Origin of the sequence: Methylobacterium sp. 22177, assembly GCF_052045615.1 — a bacterium.
GTDB classification, from domain to species: Bacteria; Pseudomonadota; Alphaproteobacteria; order Rhizobiales; family Beijerinckiaceae; genus Methylobacterium; species Methylobacterium radiotolerans.
This window is the reverse complement of record NZ_JBQEPK010000005.1, coordinates 17,688-34,579: the sequence shown is the minus strand read 5'-3', so window position 1 is coordinate 34,579 and position 16,892 is coordinate 17,688. Positions and strand designations below refer to the sequence as shown.

19 protein-coding genes are annotated in these 16,892 nt (G+C 71.3%); 9 read left to right on the top strand and 10 right to left on the bottom strand.

The genetic code is table 11. The features are described from left to right. Nucleotides 1–30 precede the first annotated feature (30 nt). Complete coding sequence (locus ACTJK8_RS07415; protein WP_012317711.1) at nucleotides 31–873, top strand: FkbM family methyltransferase; 843 nt, start codon at nucleotides 31–33, stop codon at nucleotides 871–873. On the opposite strand, the gene sfsA is transcribed toward ACTJK8_RS07415, so the two are convergent. Further along, on the bottom strand, nucleotides 860–1,573 hold the full coding sequence (gene sfsA / locus ACTJK8_RS07410) for a DNA/RNA nuclease SfsA (protein ID WP_012317712.1): 714 nt from the start codon (nucleotides 1,571–1,573) through the stop codon (nucleotides 860–862). The genes ACTJK8_RS07415 and sfsA overlap by 14 nt on opposite strands. 77 nt (nucleotides 1,574–1,650) lie before the next feature. On the opposite strand from sfsA, the gene ACTJK8_RS07405 reads away from it, so the two are divergent. Both ACTJK8_RS07405 and ACTJK8_RS07400 read left to right on the top strand, forming a co-directional pair. Then, entirely contained in the window at nucleotides 1,651–2,391 is a 741-nt protein-coding gene (locus ACTJK8_RS07405; RefSeq protein ID WP_012317713.1) for a competence/damage-inducible protein A, read from the top strand. A gap of 43 nt (nucleotides 2,392–2,434) precedes the next feature. Further along, complete coding sequence (locus ACTJK8_RS07400) at nucleotides 2,435–3,304, top strand: formate/nitrite transporter family protein (RefSeq protein ID WP_012317714.1); 870 nt, start codon at nucleotides 2,435–2,437, stop codon at nucleotides 3,302–3,304. Nucleotides 3,305–3,384: 80 nt separating this feature from the next. Here ACTJK8_RS07400 and ACTJK8_RS07395 read toward each other — a convergent pair whose 3' ends face one another. The 8 genes from ACTJK8_RS07395 to ACTJK8_RS07360 all read right to left on the bottom strand — a co-directional run bounded on the left by ACTJK8_RS07395 (nucleotide 3,385) and on the right by ACTJK8_RS07360 (nucleotide 9,015). Then, nucleotides 3,385–4,665 (bottom strand): NAD(P)/FAD-dependent oxidoreductase, encoded by a 1,281-nt coding sequence (locus tag ACTJK8_RS07395; protein WP_440761757.1) that lies wholly within the window; start codon nucleotides 4,663–4,665, stop codon nucleotides 3,385–3,387. 219 nt (nucleotides 4,666–4,884) lie between these two features. Next, a complete protein-coding gene (locus ACTJK8_RS07390; protein ID WP_174805088.1) occupies nucleotides 4,885–5,370 on the bottom strand; it encodes a F0F1 ATP synthase subunit B family protein in 486 nt (161 codons plus the stop codon). Nucleotides 5,371–5,385: 15 nt separating this feature from the next. Continuing rightward, complete coding sequence (locus ACTJK8_RS07385; RefSeq protein WP_012317717.1) at nucleotides 5,386–5,964, bottom strand: F0F1 ATP synthase subunit B family protein; 579 nt, start codon at nucleotides 5,962–5,964, stop codon at nucleotides 5,386–5,388. Between the two features lie 144 nt (nucleotides 5,965–6,108). Beyond that, nucleotides 6,109–6,336 carry a F0F1 ATP synthase subunit C gene (locus ACTJK8_RS07380; protein WP_007566773.1) on the bottom strand — a complete coding sequence of 76 codons (228 nt, stop codon included), beginning with the start codon at nucleotides 6,334–6,336 and terminating at the stop codon, nucleotides 6,109–6,111. A 66-nt stretch (nucleotides 6,337–6,402) separates the two neighbouring features. After that, nucleotides 6,403–7,158 (bottom strand): F0F1 ATP synthase subunit A, encoded by a 756-nt coding sequence (locus tag ACTJK8_RS07375; protein WP_012317718.1) that lies wholly within the window; start codon nucleotides 7,156–7,158, stop codon nucleotides 6,403–6,405. 74 nt (nucleotides 7,159–7,232) lie between these two features. Continuing rightward, nucleotides 7,233–7,607 (bottom strand): AtpZ/AtpI family protein, encoded by a 375-nt coding sequence (locus tag ACTJK8_RS07370; RefSeq protein WP_012317719.1) that lies wholly within the window; start codon nucleotides 7,605–7,607, stop codon nucleotides 7,233–7,235. A gap of 191 nt (nucleotides 7,608–7,798) precedes the next feature. Continuing rightward, on the bottom strand, nucleotides 7,799–8,443 hold the full coding sequence (locus ACTJK8_RS07365) for a DsbA family protein (protein ID WP_012317720.1): 645 nt from the start codon (nucleotides 8,441–8,443) through the stop codon (nucleotides 7,799–7,801). Between the two features lie 89 nt (nucleotides 8,444–8,532). Next, nucleotides 8,533–9,015 (bottom strand): DUF721 domain-containing protein, encoded by a 483-nt coding sequence (locus tag ACTJK8_RS07360; protein WP_012317721.1) that lies wholly within the window; start codon nucleotides 9,013–9,015, stop codon nucleotides 8,533–8,535. Nucleotides 9,016–9,148: 133 nt separating this feature from the next. Here ACTJK8_RS07360 and mutY point away from each other — a divergent pair, with 133 nt between their 5' ends. Then, a complete protein-coding gene (gene mutY, locus ACTJK8_RS07355; protein WP_058607355.1) occupies nucleotides 9,149–10,492 on the top strand; it encodes an A/G-specific adenine glycosylase in 1,344 nt (447 codons plus the stop codon). Between the two features lie 104 nt (nucleotides 10,493–10,596). Here the strand turns inward: mutY and ACTJK8_RS07350 are convergent, their stop codons facing one another. Continuing rightward, nucleotides 10,597–11,787 (bottom strand): site-specific DNA-methyltransferase, encoded by a 1,191-nt coding sequence (locus ACTJK8_RS07350; protein WP_440761756.1) that lies wholly within the window; start codon nucleotides 11,785–11,787, stop codon nucleotides 10,597–10,599. Nucleotides 11,788–12,373: 586 nt separating this feature from the next. On the opposite strand from ACTJK8_RS07350, the gene ACTJK8_RS07345 reads away from it, so the two are divergent. From ACTJK8_RS07345 to ACTJK8_RS07325, 5 genes are all read left to right on the top strand, one after another. Further along, nucleotides 12,374–12,724, top strand: a complete 351-nt coding sequence (locus ACTJK8_RS07345) for a septal ring lytic transglycosylase RlpA family protein (protein ID WP_012317724.1) — start codon at nucleotides 12,374–12,376, stop codon at nucleotides 12,722–12,724. Nucleotides 12,725–12,848: 124 nt separating this feature from the next. Continuing rightward, nucleotides 12,849–13,163, top strand: coding sequence for a polyhydroxyalkanoic acid system family protein (locus tag ACTJK8_RS07340; RefSeq protein ID WP_012317725.1), 315 nt, complete (start codon nucleotides 12,849–12,851; stop codon nucleotides 13,161–13,163). A gap of 79 nt (nucleotides 13,164–13,242) precedes the next feature. After that, entirely contained in the window at nucleotides 13,243–13,479 is a 237-nt protein-coding gene (locus ACTJK8_RS07335) for a hypothetical protein (protein ID WP_012317726.1), read from the top strand. Between the two features lie 66 nt (nucleotides 13,480–13,545). Then, entirely contained in the window at nucleotides 13,546–15,345 is a 1,800-nt protein-coding gene (locus tag ACTJK8_RS07330) for an ATP-binding cassette domain-containing protein (protein ID WP_024830997.1), read from the top strand. 43 nt (nucleotides 15,346–15,388) lie between these two features. Continuing rightward, the gene (locus ACTJK8_RS07325; protein WP_058607349.1) at nucleotides 15,389–16,888 is read left to right on the top strand and encodes a carboxypeptidase M32; all 1,500 of its coding nucleotides are present in this window, start codon (nucleotides 15,389–15,391) and stop codon (nucleotides 16,886–16,888) included. The last annotated feature ends 4 nt before the right edge of the window (nucleotides 16,889–16,892 follow it).

Here is a 16,892-nt window from a genome sequence, read left to right as displayed (position 1 = left end):
CGCGGCGCCGGCTGGCAAACCGCCCCGGTCATGACGGACACGCAGCCCTACGGCACCTACGAACCGTCCGGTCTCGTGGCGGCGATCACCCGCCGCACGAACCGGATCCCGGCCGAGTCCTGGTACGGGCGGCGCCTCGCGCTGTTCCTGCGCCGGATCGCCATCGCGCGGCTCGGCGGCAAGCCCCTCGACGTGACCCGCTACGGCGCGCGGATGCGGCTGCACCCCTACAACAACAACTGCGAGAAGAAGGTGCTCTTCACCCCGCAGTTCTTCGATCCGGAGGAGCGGGCGCTGCTCCGGGAGCGCCTGCCGCAGGACTGCGTGTTCCTCGACATCGGCGCCAATGTCGGCGCCTACGCCCTCTGCGTCGCCGCCTTCTCGGGCCCGGGCGCGCGGATCGTGGCGGTCGAGCCGCAGCCCGACGTGTTCGATCGCCTGACCTACAATATCGCCCAGAACCCGTTCCACACCGTCAAGGCGGTCGCCTGCGCGGTGGCCGACAAGGCCGGCGAGCTCACCCTGTTCATCGATCCGCGCAACCGCGGCGAGTCGAGCCTGCGCATCGTCGGCACCAACGAGGGCGCGCGGATCACCGTGCCGGCGGTGACGCTGCTCGACCTGCTGCACAGCGAGGGCCTGACCCGGGTCGACGCCATCAAGCTCGACGTCGAGGGCGCCGAGGACCTGATCCTGGAGCCGTTCCTCCGCGAGGCGCCGGACGCGCTCCTGCCGCGGATCCTTCTGGTCGAGAACGGCACCGGCCAGTGGCAGCTCGACCTGCTGCAGCACTTGGCGAGCTACGGCTACCACGAGATCGCGCGCTCGCGGCTCAACCTGATGTTCGAGCGCGGCGCCGTCAGGGCGGCGTGATCACCGGGATCTCCTCGGCGATGGCGACGCCCTCCGGCCCGACGGCGCAGCGGTAGGCCCTGACCGCGACGCCCGCCGCGCGCGCCTCCCGGAACGCCCGGTCGAAGGCCGGATCGATGTCCCGGGCGACGTCGAAGGCCTCGGCCCGCATCTGCACGACGATGACCACGAGCGCCCGGCCGCCGTCGGCCACGACCTGGGCCAGGTCGCGCATGTGCCGGGCGCTGCGGGCGGCCTTGCAGTCCGGGAACTCGGCCAGACCCGCCCGCCGCATCAGGTGGCAGTTCTTGACCTCGACGTGGCAGGGCCCGGCCTCCGCGCCGCTCGCGAGGAAATCGACCCGGCTGGCCTCGGCGTAGCGCACCTCGGGCCTCAGCGCGTCGTGGCCGGCGAGCGCCGCGATCGCGCCGGCCCGGAAGGCCTCGGCGACGAGCGCGTTCGGCCGCTGCGTGTTGATGCCGACCCACTGCGCCCCGCCGGGGAGCTCGGCCTCGACCAGTTCCCACGTGAGCGGGAGCTTGCGCGCCGGGTTGGACGAGCGCGACAGCAGCACGCGGGCACCCGGCGCGTTCAGCCCGAGCATGGCTCCGGGATTGGGGCAGTGGACGGTGACGCGGCCGTCGTCGGTGTCGATGTCGGCCAGGAAGCGCTTGTAGCGCTGCACGAGCCGTCCCGGCACGAGCGGCGCGGCGAACTGCATGGGGTCCTCGGGGTTCACGTAGTCGGGGGCGGCGGTTGCGCTATGTGCCTGCCGGATCCGCCCGACACCAGAGACCCATGAGCCAGCCTTCTGAATCCGTCACCGCCGCTATCCTCGTCATCGGCGATGAGATCCTCTCGGGTCGAACCAAGGACAAGAACATCGGCACGATCGCCGACTTCCTCACCGCCGCCGGGATCGACCTGCGCGAGGTGCGGATCGTGCCCGACGAGGCCGCCATGATCGTCGAGGCGGTCAATGCCCTGCGCAGCCGCTACACCTACCTGTTCACCACCGGCGGGATCGGCCCGACCCACGACGACATCACCGCCGATTGCGTGGCCGAGGCCTTCGGGGTCGGCATCGACGTCGACGAGCGCGCCCGGGCGATGCTGCTGGAGCGGCACAGGCCCGAGGATCTCAACGAGGCGCGCCTGCGCATGGCGCGGATCCCGTTCGGGGCCGACCTCATCGCCAATCCCGTCTCGAAGGCGCCGGGCTTCCGCATCGGGAACGTCCACGTGATGGCCGGCGTGCCCAGCATCATGCAGGCCATGCTGGACTCGATCGCCCCCACGCTGACGGGCGGCGCCGCGATCATCTCCGAGACGATCGAGGCGGCCGGTCTCCCGGAGGGCACCTACGCGGGCGGGCTCGGGGAGATCGCGAGAGCGCGGCCCGCCGTCTCGATCGGCTCGTATCCGGCGATCACGCCGGAGGGCTTCCGCAACCGGATCGTCGTGCGCAGCCGGGATCGCGAAGCCCTGGCCGAGGCGCGGAGCGCCGTCGAGGCGCTGCTGGCGCGGCTCTCGGCCTGACTTGTCCCATCCGATCGATCGGGTTGCGTAGCGGAGCTGTCGGATGGTGCGGGACAAGGACAAGCGGGCCAATCCCGAGGCGCGGCGGGACGAACTGCTGAAGGAAGTCTCCGAGATCGGCAGGCCCGACGCCTACGTGCTGCACGAGGTCATACGTCTCGAGGGCGACGAGGAGTTGCGGCGCCACGGCCTCGCGCTGTTCCTCTCGGCGTTCTCCGCCGGCCTCAGCATCGCCCTGTCGCTGATCGTACCCGGCGTCCTGCGCAGCCACCTGCCGGAAACCGACTGGGCCAAGATCGTCAGCTCGATGGGCTACGCGGTCGGCTTCCTGGTCGTCGTTCTCGGGCGCCAGCAGCTCTTCACCGAGAACACCATCACGCCGATCCTGCCGCTGCTGCACGACCGCTCCGTGAAGACGGCTGTCCGTGTCATCCGGCTCTGGATGATCGTGCTGTCGGGCAACATCCTGGGAACGCTCGCGATCGCGGCGCTGCTGGCCTATTCGGGCGCCTTCGAGCCGCCGGTCCTCAGGGCCTTCGCGGAGATCAGCCACGACGCCATCGCGCACGGCTTCTGGGTGACCTTCATCAAGGCCGTCTTCGCCGGGTGGATGATCGCCCTGATGGTCTGGTTCCTGCCGGCCACCGCCAGCGCGGCGCCGTTCGTGATCCTCCTGATGACGTGGCTGGTCGCGCTCTGCAGCCTCGCCCACATCGTGGCCGGCTCCGTCGAGGCCTTCTACCTCGTGGTCACGGACGCCGCGTCGCTGCACGACTACGCGGTGAAGTTCTTCCTGCCGACCCTCCTCGGCAACACCTTCGGCGGCGTGACGCTGGTGGCGGTGCTGAACTACGGGCAGGTCGCCCCCGAGGTCGAGGAGACCAAGGCGGTGGAGGGCGAACGGCCGGATTGAGGCCGCGGGACGCGGATCGCCGGCGCGAGCCGCTGCCGGCACGGCGCGGCCCCCGCGACCCCGGATCCGCGCCGGCCGCCTCAGTCGAGCCGCACCGGCGGGCTGATCAGGTGGTCGAGATCGTCGAGGACCCACGTCATCGTCCCGCGCAGCGCCCCGTAGAGCCCGATCTGGTGCTGCCGGTACAGGAGGTCGTGCGTCAGCCGCGCCGAGAGCCCGTTGAGGTGCCCGCCGCCGAAGGTGTAGCGGCCGAGGGTTCCCCAGCCGTTGAAGTCGGCCAGCGAGACGATCGCGCCCTTCTCGACGTAGTGGAACGGCGGTAGGTCCGAGGCCGTCCCGTCCCCGCGCGCCAGCGCGCGGCCGAGATGCCGCGCGAGGTGCTGCGCCTCCTGGCGGGCGGCCTGCGCGGTCGCCGGTACCGGTCGGCCGGTCCGGGGATCGGTGAGGCTTGAACAGTCGCCGAGGGCGACGATGGCCGGATCCCGGGTCGTGCGCAGGTCCGGGCGGACGACGAGCTGCCCGGTCCGGGAGCGCTCCAGGCCGTCGAGGCCGGCGAGCACGTCCGGCGCCTTCACGCCGGCGGCCCAGACCTGCAGCCCGGCCGGGATGCGGCTGCCGTCCTTCAGGACGAATCCCTGCGCGTCCGCCGCCGTCACCGTCGCGCCGGTCCGGACCTCCACGTCGAGATCCGACAGCGTGCGGGCGGCGGCGCGGGAGACCTTGTCGGGGAAGGCCGGCAGCAGGCGCGGCCCGCTCTCGATCAGCGTCAGGCGCAGGCGCCCCGGCAGGTCGGGCGAGCCGTAGTCGGCGAGGAGGTTGATGGCGTGCTTGAGCTCGGCGGCCAGCTCGACACCGGTCGCACCGCCGCCCACGATGGCGATCTGCAGCAGACCGCCGCCGTCGAGCCGGGCCAGGAGATGGCACCGCAGCTGTTGGTGGAAGTGCTCGGCCTCGGTCAGATCGTCGATCGTCAGGCAATGCTCGGACACGCCCGGCGTGCCGAAATCGTTGGCGCGGCTGCCGATGGCGAGCACCAGCAGGTCGTAGGCGCGCTCCACCTCCGGGAGCCCCTCCGCGGCCTCGACCGCGAGCCGGACGCGCCTGGCCTGCCGGTCGATGCCGACGAGGGCGCCGGGCTGGAAGCGGAAGCCGTTGCGGCGCGCCTGGGCGAAGAAGTCCACCTTCTGCCGGTCGGCCCGGGCGGTGCCGGCCGCGAAGGTGTGCAGCATCGGCTTCCAGACATGCGAGAGGCTGCGATCGGCGAGGGTGACGTCGGCCCGCCCGCCGCGTCCGAGGCTCGTGGCCACCTCGATCCCGGCGACGCCGCCGCCGACGATCACGATCCGTGGTCTCTCCGCCATGACGTCTCCGCATCCTCACCGATCGGGAACGCCGGTCACGGCCTCGGTGTTCGCCGCGGGCCGCGCCGATCCCGCCCGTCGTCGGCAGCACCTCTTGCGCGGCGCGTCCCCCGACCCGGCGCCGGCGGAGACCGCATCGGCGCGCGCCGGGAGGGCCGTCGCCCATGAAAAAAGCCGCCCGGAGGCGGCTTTCTCGAACGTCGCGGCGCTGCGTCCGGTTCAGGAGCGCATGCGGGTCCGCACCTCGCCGAGGCTCGCGCGGATCAGGTTCTGGGCGGCGTCGCCCTGCATCCGCTCGCGCAGGATCGTCTCGGAGACCTTCACGGCAGCCTCCGCGGCGGCGGCGCGGACCTGAGCCTCGGCCTGGGCCTCGGCCTGAGCGATCTTGGTCTCGGCGGCCTTGGTGCGGCGGGCGAGGAAATCGTCCAGCTTGCGGTGACCCTCCTCGGCGGCGCGCTCGGCCTCCTCGCGGGCACCGGCGACGATCGCCTCGGCCTCCTTCTCGGCCTCGGCGCGGCGGCGCTTGTAGTCGGCCAGCACGGCGGCGGCCTCCTCGCGCAGGCGCTTGGCCTCGTCGAGCTCGTGGCGGACGCGGTTGGCGCGGCCGTCCAGGCCCTTGGTCATCGCCGAGAAGGCGCCGACCTTCCAGGCGATGCCCATGAAGATGAAGAACGCGACGGCGACCCAGAATTCGGCTTCGAGCAGCATCGTGGGATCCCGTCAGTGTGCGGTGGCGTCGAGGGCGCGGTCGAGGCTCGTCCGGTCCGGGGCCTGCCCGGTCAGACGCTCGACGATCGCCGACGCGGCTTCGCCCGCGATGGTGCGGACGTTGCCCATGGCGGCCTCGGTCCGCGTGCGGATCGTCGCCTCGGAGGCGGAGAGCTTGGCGTTCAGCTCGTCCTCCAGCGCCTTGCGCTTGGTCTCGGCCTCGGCGGCCAGCTCGTTCCGGGTGGTCTGCGCGATGTCGCGCGCCTTGCCCTGGGCATCCCGGAGGGCGGTCTCGAAGGCCACGCCGGCGGCGTCCGCCTCGGCCTTCATCGCCTGCGCCTGGTCCAGATCGGCACGCAGGCGCTCGGCGCGGGCGTGCAGGATCGACTGGATCCGCGGCAGCGCGATCTTGTCCATCAGGTAGTAGAGGAGCCCGAAGGCCAGGGCGAGCCAGATCAGCTGCGCCAGGAAGCCCGAGGTCTCGAAGGGCGGGAAGGCGCCCGAATGCGCTTCCGTATGCTCGACATGGCCCGGCACGACCTGCGTGTCGGCGCCCGGGGGCGGCGTGGTGAGGGGATTGGGCTGCGCCATGAGACCGCTACACTGACACCGTTCGCTGAGGCCACCGCCGGCGCGGTGACGGACGAAGGCGGACGCCCCGTCGCGGGAGCGTCCACCCGTTCATCGGGCCGGAGCCCGGGAGGAGACCGCGGGGACCGCGGGCTCCGGCGCCGATCAGACGGCGAAGAGCAGCAGCAGCGCGATCAGCAGCGAGAAGATGCCGAGCGCCTCGGTGAGGGCGAAGCCCAGGAGCAGGGTGGCGCGCTGGCCGTCGGCCGCGGACGGGTTGCGAAGGGCGCCGGCGAGGAACTGACCGAACAGGTTGCCGAGGCCGATGCCCGCACCCGCCATGCCGAGGCAGGCGAGGCCGGCGCCGATGTACTTCGCAGCGACGGGATCCATGGTAACTCCTGAGGTCTCTTCAGATCGAAACGTGCGATGACGTTTGCGGCGGGTGGAGCCGGCCGATCAGTGGCCGGGGTGAAGGGCGTCGTTGAGGTAGATCGCCGTCAGCGTCGCGAAGACGTAGGCCTGAAGCGCCGCAACGAGGAACTCGAGAGCGGTCAGCGCGATCGTCAGGAACAGCGGGAGCGGCGATAGCACGCTCCAGGCGCCCGCGAGAAGGAGCTGAACCACGAAGAAGGCGAAGATCTTCATCGCGATGTGGCCGGCCAGCATGTTGGCGAACAGACGGACCGACAGGCTGATCGGGCGCGAGATGAACGAGATCACCTCGATCGGCACCAGGATCGCGAGGAGCGGCTTCGGCACGCCCGACGGCACGAACAGGCCGAAGAAGTGGGTGCCGTGCTTCATCACGCCGAAGATCACCACGGTGGAGATCACCAGCGCCGCGAGGCCGAAGGTGATGATCAGGTGGCTGGTCACCGCGAAGGCGTAGGGGATCATCCCGAACAGGTTCAGGACGAGCACGAACATGAACAGCGAGAACACGAGCGGCATGAACCGCTTGCCGCCGTCGCCCGTCGCCTGGTGCACGGTGTCGGCGATGAACTCGTAGAAGATCTCGGCCAGCGACTGCATGCGGCCCGGAACGATCGAGCGGGACGCGGTCGCCACGATGGTGATGAGCGCGATCACACCGACGGCGGCGAACATGTAGAGGGCCGACTGCGTGAACGCGAGCTGCTGGTGGCCGATATGGCCCAGCGAAACGAGCGGCTTCAGCTCGAACTGATGGATCGGGTCGATCGTGACCGCCATTCCCGCTTCCGCCCTTCTTGTCCGGCGCGCCGACGGGTGTCGGCCGCCCCACATTCCCCACTGACCGGCGCGCCTTATGGCTCCTGCCGATCGCGCCGTCCCGGACGCGCGCCGGCGAAACCCGACACCCGCATCACGTTGTAGACCCCCGCGACGAACCCCAGCATCAGGAGGACGATCAGGCCCCAGGGCTTCGTCCCGAAGACATGATCGACGATCCAGCCGAGTATGCCCCCCGCGATCACGCCCGCGACGAACTCCGTGGAGAGCGTCATGGCCTGGCCCAGCGAGGATGGCCCGCCGTTCCGAGGGCGCGTGGAAGGATCGGGAGCGGCCTGCGGCCGCTTCCGTTCGATCTGCGTCTCGAGACGTCTGAGCCTCGCGGAGAGTTCGCTGTCCGTCGGCGTCTGCTCGGTCCCTTTCCCGTCCCTCGGATCGTCGCCGTTCACGGCTCAAAACTCATCGGGCGGGAGGCTGTGGAACCGGCTGGACACCCCCAGCAAGCGGGGCGCACCATAGTTTCGCCTATCTTGAGTGTCAAGGCGAACCCCATACACCGTAAGTAATTGATTTCAGTTTGGTATTCCAACTTCGGGCGATGCGCCGGAGCCGCGCCGCGCACGAGGCTCCGACCGGTCGATCAGGCGCCGATGATCGGCTTGATCACCTTCTCCATGCCCTCCACGGTCATCTCGCCGGTGTAGCGCTCGCCGTTGATGAAGAAGGTCGGGGTCGAATCCACCTTGAAGACGTCGAGGCCGCGCTGCTTCACGGCGTTGACCGCGCTGTAGATCTTCTGGTCCTTCAGGCAGGCCTCGAAGGTCTGCTTGTTGTAGCCCGCCTGCCGGAGCATCTGCTCCAGCGCGTCCACGGGCTTCGGCGTGAAGGCCCAGGCCGCCTGCTGGTCGAACAGCAGGTCGGTGATCGGGTAGTACTTGGAATCGCCCTGGCAGCGCGCGAGCATGAAGGCCGCGGTGGCCAGCGGGTCGAGGGGAAATTCGCGCAGGGTGAACCGCACCTTGCCGGTGTCGATGTAGCGTTCCTTGAGGGTCGGCCACGTGTTCCGGTGGAAGGCGGCGCAGTGCGAGCAGGTCATCGAGGCGTACTCGATGATCGTGCACTTCGCGTCCGCCGGGCCCAGCCAGACGTCGCCGAGCGGGCCCGGCTGCAGCAGGGCCGCCATCTCGGAATTCTGCGCCTGGGCAGGCCGCCCGAGATAGGGCAGGGCGAGGCCGGCGCCGAGGGCGAGGCCGGAGAACTTGAGAGCGTCGCGTCGCGTCGTCATCGGGCAGGCTCCGCCGGATTGATCAGTCGTGGCGTCCGGATGCCGGTACTCGGGCGCGACCGTCCTGGCAAGGTGACCGAATCGACCGTTCACCGCTCCGGACGCGTCGCCACGGCGGCGGTGCCGAGGCGGTCGAGGGCGGCGCGCAGGCCGTCATCGACGATCCCCGCCACGGCGCGCTGGACCTCGACGGCGGCGGCCGGATCGACGCGCGCGCGCGCGGGCGCCCGGCCGGCGCGCCCGACCCGGTCCTGCTGCAGCACGATCCGGGAGACGCAGGCCCAGCCGTAATGGGCGTTGATCCGCTGGATCACCACCGGCGCGAGATGCTGCAACTCGAGCGCGAAGACGCCCTCGACGCGCACGACCAGCGTGCCGGATTCGGGCGTGGCGGACTCGCTCCGGCGGCGCTTCGGCCATTCCAGCTTGGACGGCCGGCAGTAGCGGGCCAGCCGCTCGCCGACGATCTCCGGCCAGGCGGCCAGGATGTCGGTCGAGGCGAATCCCTGCGCCGCGAAGGCCGGCCCGATGCAACTCTCGATCAGCTCGGCCAGCGGTTTGACGCGCGCCATGGTGGTTCCGGCCCTGTGGATCCGCGAAGGTTAGCGCAGGATGGTTGACGAAGGGAGCACGCGCCGGCGCTTTCGACGCCCTATGATCGCCGCGGCGCTCCGGCTATTCAGCGCGACCCCTGTCGACCTGCCCATGCCGCCTCGCACAGCCACGGATCCTGAAGCCGGTCCCGGACCGCGCGCCGACGACCTGCTCGCCTGGTACGACCGGCATCGGCGGGTGCTGCCCTGGCGGGCGCTCGCCGGCGCGGCCCCGGATCCCTACCGGGTTTGGCTGTCCGAGGTGATGCTGCAGCAGACCACCATCGCGGCGGTGCGGCCGTACTTCGAGCGCTTCCTGACGCGCTTTCCCGACGTCTTCGCCCTCGCCGAGGCCCCCGAGGAGGCGGTGATGTCCGCCTGGGCCGGCCTCGGCTACTACTCCCGGGCCCGCAACCTCCACGCCTGCGCCAGAACGGTCGCGGCGGCCGGCGGGCGCTTCCCCGACACCGCCGAGGGCCTGCGCAAGCTCCCGGGAATCGGCGCCTACACGGCCGGCGCGATCGCCGCGATCGCCTTCGACCGGCAAGAGGCGGCCGTCGACGGCAATGTCGAGCGGGTCCTGAGCCGCGCCTACGCGGTGGAGGCCCCGCTCCCGGGGAGCCGGCCGGAGATCCGCCGCCTGACGCAGGCGCTCGTGCCGACGGACAGGCCGGGCGACTTCGCCCAGGCGCTGATGGATCTCGGCGCGACGATCTGCACGCCCAAGCGCCCCGCCTGCGCGCTCTGCCCGTGGATGCGGCCCTGCCGCGCCCGGTCGCTCGGCACGCAGGAGAGCTTCCCGCGCAAGATCAAGGTCGCCAAGGGGGCGCTCCGCCGCGGCGCCGCCTTCGTGGCGATCCGCAGCGGCGACGAGGCGGTGCTGCTGCGGACACGCCCGCCCGAGGGTCTGCTCGGCAACATGGCCGAGCCGCCGGGGAGCGCCTGGGAGCCGGATTACGACGTCGCCGCCGCCCTGCTGGACGCGCCGCTCGACGCGCGGTGGAAGCGGCTCCCGGGGCTGGTCCGCCACGGCTTCACGCACTTCCCCCTGGAGCTGACGGTCTTCGTGGCCCGCGTCGCGCTGGCGACACCGGCTCCGGCCGGCACCCGCTTCACGCCGCGCAGCGCCCTCGACGACGAGCCGCTGCCCGGCCTCATGCGCAAGGTCCTGGCGCACGCCTTCGACCCGAAGCCGGAGCCCGAGAAGAAGCCGCGCGGGCGGCCCAGGAAGGAACCGCCGCCGATGCCGCTGCTGGCGGCGATGGAGGCGCCGGTCTCGATGCCGGATCCCGAGCCGCGTCCGCGCGTGCGCGCCGTCCCCAAGCCTCAGCCGAAGGCGCCGCCGGCGCCGCCGCCCGAGGCGGACGAGTTGTTCGACGGGGAGGTCGAGCCATCACCCGCACCGGCGCGGGCCCGGTCATCGCCGCGGCGGCCGGGGCCGGTCCGGAAGCGGTAGGACGACCGTCATCGCGAGCGCAGCGAAGCGACCCAGGGCAGCGCGAGGCCTCGAGACGTCGCGCGACCGGCTCGCTTCGCCGCGCTCGCAGAGACGGCGGCGCGTCAGCCGTTCGCCATCGCCTGGCGGAGACCGGCCCGGAAGGTGTCGATCACCATCGGCTTGCCGCCGCGCTCCACGTGCCAGAAGGTCCAGCCGTTGCAGGCCGGAAGGCCCTGCACCAGCGCGCCGATCTTGTGGATCGAGCCGATGACGAGGCCGTTGTCGAGCTGGCCGTCCGGGCGCACCGTGGCGCGGAACCGGCGGCGCTCGTCGGTCACGGTCTCGCCGGGGCGGATGTGGCCCGCCTCGATCACCGACAGGAACGGCACCCGCGGCTCGGCGCGCTTGGTCGGCGCCACCATGAGGGCGGCCCTCGACAGGGTCTCCACGGCGGCGATCCGCTCCCGGGCGGCCTCGGCGTAGGTCGCCTCGCGCTCGATGCCGATGAAGCGGCGGCCGAGGCGCTTGGCGACGGCGCCGGTGGTGCCGGTGCCGAAGAACGGGTCGAGCACCACGTCGCCGGGATTGGTCGCCGCGAGCAGCGTCCGGGCGAGCAGGGCCTCGGGCTTCTGGGTCGGGTGGACCTTGCGGCCCTCCGCATCCTTCAGCCGCTCCTCGCCGGTGCAGAGGGGGATGAACCAGTCCGAGCGCATCTGGAGGTCCTCGTTGCCCCCTTTCAGCGCCTCGTAATGGAAGGTGTAGCCCTTCGAGTCGGCCGAGCGCGAGGCCCAGATCAGGGTCTCGTGGGCGTTGGTGAAGCGCTTGCCGCGGAAGTTCGGCATCGGGTTGGCCTTGCGCCAGACGATGTCGTTGAGGATCCAGTAACCGAGATCCTGCAACGCGCTCCCGACCCGGAAGATGTTGTGGTACGACCCGATCACCCAGAGGGTCGCGTTCGGCTTCATCACGCGCCGGCAGGCGGAGAGCCAGTCCCGGGTGAAGCTGTCGTAGGCCTCGAAGGTCGCGAACTTGTCCCAGTCGTCGTCGACCGCGTCGACGCGACTCTGGTCCGGGCGCAGGAGGCCGGCGTCGCCGAGCTGGAGATTGTAGGGCGGATCGGCGAACACGCAGTCGACGCTCGACGCCGGCAGGGCGTTCATGGCCGCGATGCAGTCCCCGACGAGAACCTGGTCGAGGGGCAGGGAACGCTGGGCGGGTACGAGACCCATCCGTGGCGCCGACGCGGGCCGCCCGGCACGCGAGACCTGTTTCCGGGCGACGGCGTCGGCAGCCACGGTACGCGGGGAAGCCATGGCAAACACCGGTTACGCGACTGACCTGCAGACCATGCGCCGGGTACGGTAAAGGTCACGTTGTCGAATTCGCGTCCGGCGCGTCCCGTTCTGGGGCTGCAGATTTTGCCGACCGGGCGCTCGGACAAGGATCCGACAGGTTAAGCAACCGTTACTGCGCCGCACCGCGCCTCCGCGACCAGGCGACAACACTCTATCGTTGCGGGCCGCGCGCCGCCGCGGCGGCCTATCCTTCGGCAACAGCCGCGCACGACAATCATCGTCGTCAGCGGGCAGCCCGGCACCCGCCGCTTCCACCTCAGCGGGACGCAGGGTCACACCCGGCGCAGGGCTTAAGAATGATATCCTATTCTGCGGCTTCGCGGGCCGACATGGGCAGTTCTTGGTGAATACACGGAACGACGCGCCAATGCATCACCCGCAACAAGAGCGCAAATAAGCTGAAATAAGCCCTCATGTAATCAGCATGACCAGCACGAAATCGGCCAAAATATGACCCCAGCGACCGGAAAACGCCTGCCATATTCCGGCCGATTTCGGACACGACTGGCGCCGCCCCGACAAAAACAAAGGGAATGCGTCGAGAATGTCGTTTGGTTTCGGTAAGCTCGTTGTCTCACTTGGAATGCTGTCCACCGTCGTCGGAACAAGCCTCCCGGCCGCCGCGCAGAGCGGAGCGGCCTCCTGGTACGGGAGCGGCCATCGCACCGCCAACGGCGAGCGTTTCAACCCCAACGGACTGACCGCCGCCCATCGCAGCCTGCCGTTCGGAACCCGGGTCCGCGTCGAGAACAAGCGGACCGGCCGCTCGGTCGTCGTCCGCATCAACGACCGCGGCCCCTTCGTGCGCGGCCGCATCATCGATCTGTCGCGCGGCTCCGCCCGCGCCCTCGGCATGGGCGGCACGACCTACGTGTCGCTGCAGGTCGTGCACTGAGCCCTCAGGGGTATTCCACGCCCCGGCCCGCTCCCGCTCCGCGCGGGCGGGGCGGCCTCCGGGGCGTTGTCTGCCGGACCCGGACGCACCATCTGCTGCCGGGTTCAGCTCGGATCACCCGCCCATGCCCAAGCCCCTCATCGTCGACATCCCGCACGACCTCGGCCGCGACGAGGCCAAGCGGCGCCTCGAGCACGGCACGGATCAGGCGCGGGCCTTCCTGGCCAAGAGCGGTATCACGGTGGACCAGCTCGCCTGGACGGGAGACCGCCTCGATTTCGGTGTGTCCGCGGTGGCGCAGAAGATCGCCGGCACGATCGACGTGGGCGCGGAGAGCGTCCGTCTCGAAGTGAAGCTGCCTTTCCTGCTCGCCCTGTTCGCCGAGAAGATCCAGAAGGTGGCGAGCAAGGAGGGCAATCTCCTGCTGACGAAGAAGTAGGGCTCGGAACCGGATCGGCCGGACCTTGTTTCCGCGGAAACGGTGCGGATCTGCACCGTCGGTCTCGCGGAGGATAACGGTGCCCGATTTCACGCTCGCCGACCCGGGGCAGGTCCCCGAGGTTCCGCCGCAGCCGGCGCCCGTGCCGGACCGGCCCTACGATCCGCCGCAGGCCCCGACGCAGCCGCCCGGACCGGAAATCCCCGGGAACACCCCGGCCGAGGCGCCGGGCGTCCATCCGCCCGAGGTCCCGGTCAACGATCCGGGCGCGCCGGAGATCAGCCCGCCGACGGGACCGGCCAACCCGATCGCCTGACCGGGAGTCGATCGACGGGGGCGGCGCCGTTTGAACAGGCCGCCCCACGCTGCCATAAGCCGGCCCATGGCCGCTCCCCCGCTCCTCACCCTCCAGGACGTCGCGCTCACCTTCGGCGGCACGCCGCTGATCACGAGCGCGAGCCTCGCCATCGCGCCGGGCGAGCGCACCTGCCTCGTCGGCCGGAACGGGTCCGGGAAGTCGACGCTCATGAAGATCGCCGCGGGCCTCGCGGAGCCCGACCGGGGCCGGCGATTCGTCCAGCCCGGCACGACGATCCGCTACCTCGCGCAGGAACCCGACTTCACGGGCTTCTCCACGACCCTGGACTTCGTCGAGGCCGGCCTGCCGCCAGGCGAATCGACCCACCGCGCCCGCTACCTGCTGGAGAGCCTCGGCCTGACCGGCGCGGAGGATCCGAGCAAGCTCTCCGGCGGCGAGGGACGCCGCACCGCGCTGGCGCAGGCGCTCGCTCCGGAGCCCGACGTGCTGCTCCTCGACGAGCCCACCAACCACCTCGACCTGCCGGCGATCGAGTGGCTCGAGACGGAGCTGAAGGGCACCCGCGCGGCCCTCGTACTCATCAGCCACGACCGGCGCTTCCTCTCGGCGCTGTCCCGGGCCACGATCTGGCTCGACCGCGGCGAGACGCGCCGGATCGACCAGGGCTTCTCCAGCTTCGAGGCGTGGCGCGACGCCTTCTTCGAGGAGGAGGAGCGGGACCAGCACAAGCTCGACCGCAAGATCGCCGCCGAGGAGCACTGGCTGCGCTACGGGGTCACCGCGCGGCGCAAGCGCAATGTCCGCCGGCTCGGCAACCTGCACGAGCTGCGCAAGAACCGCCGCGAGGTGCGTCGCCCGGTGGGCAGCGTCAGCATGCAGGCCTCCGACGCGGAATCCTCGGGAAGCCTCGTCGTCGAGGCCCGCGACATCGCGAAGAGCTACGGCGAGCGCAAGATCGTCGACGGCCTGTCCCTGCGGGTGATGCGGGGCGACCGGCTCGGCATCGTCGGGGCGAACGGCGCGGGCAAGAGCACCCTGATCAACCTGCTCATGGGCCGGCTCGCGCCGGATGCCGGGCAGGTCGTGCTCGGTACGAACCTGCTGCCGGTGGTGCTCGATCAGGCCCGCGCCGTGCTGGAGCCCGGGATGACCGTCACCGACGTGCTGACCGGCGGTCGCGGCGACAGTGTCACGGTGAACGGACAGAGCCGCCACGTGATCGGCTACCTCAAGGACTTCCTGTTCACGCCCGAGCAGGCCCGCACGCCGGTCTCGGTGCTGTCCGGCGGCGAGCGCAACCGGCTGCTGATCGCCCGGGCCCTGGCCCAGCCGGCCAACCTCCTCGTCCTCGACGAGCCGACCAACGACCTCGACCTCGAGACCCTCGACCTGCTCCAGGAGATGCTGGGCGACTACCAGGGCACGCTGATCCTGGTCAGCCACGACCGCGACTTCCTCGACCGCGTGGTCGGCAGCGTGCTGGTCTCCGAGGGCGCCGGCCGGTGGGTCGAGTATGCCGGCGGCTACAGCGACATGCTGGTCCAGCGCGGGCAGGGCGTCGAGGCGCGCACCGTCGCGCCGAAGACCAAGGAGCCGCGCGAGCGCGCCGCTCCGGCGGCCCAGCCGTCGGGCAAGCCCAAGCTCGGCTTCAAGGACCAGCACGAGTTGAAGACCCTGCCGGCCCGCATCGAGAAGCTGGAGGCGGCGATCGCCCAGCTCCGGACGATCCTCGCCGACCCCGAGCTCTACGCCCGCGACCCGGCGCGGTTCGACAAGGCCTCGACCATGCTGGCCCAGGCCGAGACCGAGCTGTCGCAGGCGGAGGACCGCTGGCTGGAACTGGAGATGCTTCAAGCGGGGTGAGAGCCGCAGCGTCGCGCCGCGAGACCTTTCCGACGGAGACCGCATGACCGCCTATCAGACCCTCGAACAGCGCTTCGCCCGGCTCGCCGCCCTCGAGGGCGCGGCCGGGATCCTCGGCTGGGACGCGCAGACCCTGATGCCGGAGGGTGCCGCCGAGGCCCGCGGCGACCAGCTCGCGATCCTGCGCGGGCTCGCCCACGGGATGCTCACCGCCCCCGAGGCCGCCGAGGAACTGGCGGCGGCCGAGCAGGCCGGGAACCTCGAACCCTGGGCCGCCGCCAACCTGCGGGAGATGCGCCGCGCCCAGGCCCACGCCACCGCGGTGCCCCGCGACCTCGTCGAGGCGAGCTCCCGCGCCGTGTCCCGCTCCGAGATGGTCTGGCGCGAGGCGCGGCGCGACGCCGACTTCGCCCGCCTCGAACCCCACCTCGCCGAGGTGCTGCGGCTCCAGCGGGAGATCGGCCAGGCGAAGGGCGCGGCCCTCGGCCTTGATCCCTACGACGCGCTGCTCGACAGCTACGACCCCGGCATGCGCCGGGCGACCATCGACCCGCTCTTCGCGGACCTGACCGGCTGGCTGCCGGACCTGATCGCCCGCGCCCGGGAGATCCAGGCGTCCCGGCCGGCGCCGCTCCCGCTCGACGGGCCGTTCGACGTGACGGTGCAGCGCGACCTCGGCCTGACGCTGATGAAGGCGGTGGGCTTCGACTTCACCCGTGGCCGGCTCGACATCAGCCTGCACCCGTTCTGCGGCGGCGCCACCGACGACGTGCGGATCACCACCCGCTACGACGCGGCCGATTTCGGCCGGTCGCTGATGGGCGTTCTCCACGAGACCGGGCACGCCCTCTACGAGCAGGGCCGGCCGGCGGCGTGGCGGAACCAGCCGGTCGGCGCGGCGCGCGGGATGAGCCTGCACGAGAGCCAGTCGCTCATCGTCGAGATGCAGGCCTGCCGGAGCCGGGAGTTCTTCACCTTCCTGGCGCCGCTCCTGCAGGCGGCGTTCGGGCGATCCGGGCCCGAATGGTCGCCGGAGAACCTTCACGCGCTCAACACCCGGGTCGCGCCGGGCTTCATCCGGGTGGATGCCGACGAGGCGACCTACCCGGCCCACATCCTCCTGCGCTACCGGCTGGAGACCGCGATGATCGCGGGCGACCTTCCGGTGCGCGACTTGCCGGGGGCGTTCAACGACGGGCTGCGCGATCTGCTCGGGCTCACCGTGCCGGACGACCGGGTCGGCTGCCTCCAGGACATCCACTGGCCGAGCGGCGCGTTCGGCTATTTCCCGACCTACACGCTCGGCGCCCTGGCGGCCGCGCAGCTGTTCCGGGCGGCCCGCACGGCCGAGCCCGCGCTGCCGGGCTGCCTCGCGCAGGGCGACTTCGGACCCTTGCGGGACTGGCTCCGCGCGCACGTGCACGCGGTGGGGAGCCTGCTCGACACCGACGACCTGCTCACCCGCGCCACCGGGACGAAGCTTGGCACGGCGGCGTTCCGGGCCCACCTGGAGGCGCGCTATCTCGGGGGCGCGGGCGCCTGAGCGG

Excerpts from the sequence above, each read along its gene's own strand:
- ACTJK8_RS07415 (WP_012317711.1), top strand. The coding sequence starts at position 31 with ATGACGGACACGCAGCCCTACGGCACCTACGAACCGTCCGGTCTCGTG.
- sfsA (WP_012317712.1), bottom strand. The coding sequence starts at position 1,573 with ATGCAGTTCGCCGCGCCGCTCGTGCCGGGACGGCTCGTGCAGCGCTAC.
- ACTJK8_RS07405 (WP_012317713.1), top strand. The coding sequence starts at position 1,651 with ATGAGCCAGCCTTCTGAATCCGTCACCGCCGCTATCCTCGTCATCGGC.
- ACTJK8_RS07400 (WP_012317714.1), top strand. The coding sequence starts at position 2,435 with ATGGTGCGGGACAAGGACAAGCGGGCCAATCCCGAGGCGCGGCGGGAC.
- ACTJK8_RS07395 (WP_440761757.1), bottom strand. The coding sequence starts at position 4,665 with ATGGCGGAGAGACCACGGATCGTGATCGTCGGCGGCGGCGTCGCCGGG.
- ACTJK8_RS07385 (WP_012317717.1), bottom strand. The coding sequence starts at position 5,964 with ATGGCGCAGCCCAATCCCCTCACCACGCCGCCCCCGGGCGCCGACACG.
- ACTJK8_RS07380 (WP_007566773.1), bottom strand. The coding sequence starts at position 6,336 with ATGGATCCCGTCGCTGCGAAGTACATCGGCGCCGGCCTCGCCTGCCTC.
- ACTJK8_RS07375 (WP_012317718.1), bottom strand. The coding sequence starts at position 7,158 with ATGGCGGTCACGATCGACCCGATCCATCAGTTCGAGCTGAAGCCGCTC.
- ACTJK8_RS07365 (WP_012317720.1), bottom strand. The coding sequence starts at position 8,443 with ATGACGACGCGACGCGACGCTCTCAAGTTCTCCGGCCTCGCCCTCGGC.
- ACTJK8_RS07360 (WP_012317721.1), bottom strand. The coding sequence starts at position 9,015 with ATGGCGCGCGTCAAACCGCTGGCCGAGCTGATCGAGAGTTGCATCGGG.
- mutY (WP_058607355.1), top strand. The coding sequence starts at position 9,149 with ATGCCGCCTCGCACAGCCACGGATCCTGAAGCCGGTCCCGGACCGCGC.
- ACTJK8_RS07350 (WP_440761756.1), bottom strand. The coding sequence starts at position 11,787 with ATGGCTTCCCCGCGTACCGTGGCTGCCGACGCCGTCGCCCGGAAACAG.
- ACTJK8_RS07345 (WP_012317724.1), top strand. The coding sequence starts at position 12,374 with ATGTCGTTTGGTTTCGGTAAGCTCGTTGTCTCACTTGGAATGCTGTCC.
- ACTJK8_RS07340 (WP_012317725.1), top strand. The coding sequence starts at position 12,849 with ATGCCCAAGCCCCTCATCGTCGACATCCCGCACGACCTCGGCCGCGAC.
- ACTJK8_RS07330 (WP_024830997.1), top strand. The coding sequence starts at position 13,546 with ATGGCCGCTCCCCCGCTCCTCACCCTCCAGGACGTCGCGCTCACCTTC.
- ACTJK8_RS07325 (WP_058607349.1), top strand. The coding sequence starts at position 15,389 with ATGACCGCCTATCAGACCCTCGAACAGCGCTTCGCCCGGCTCGCCGCC.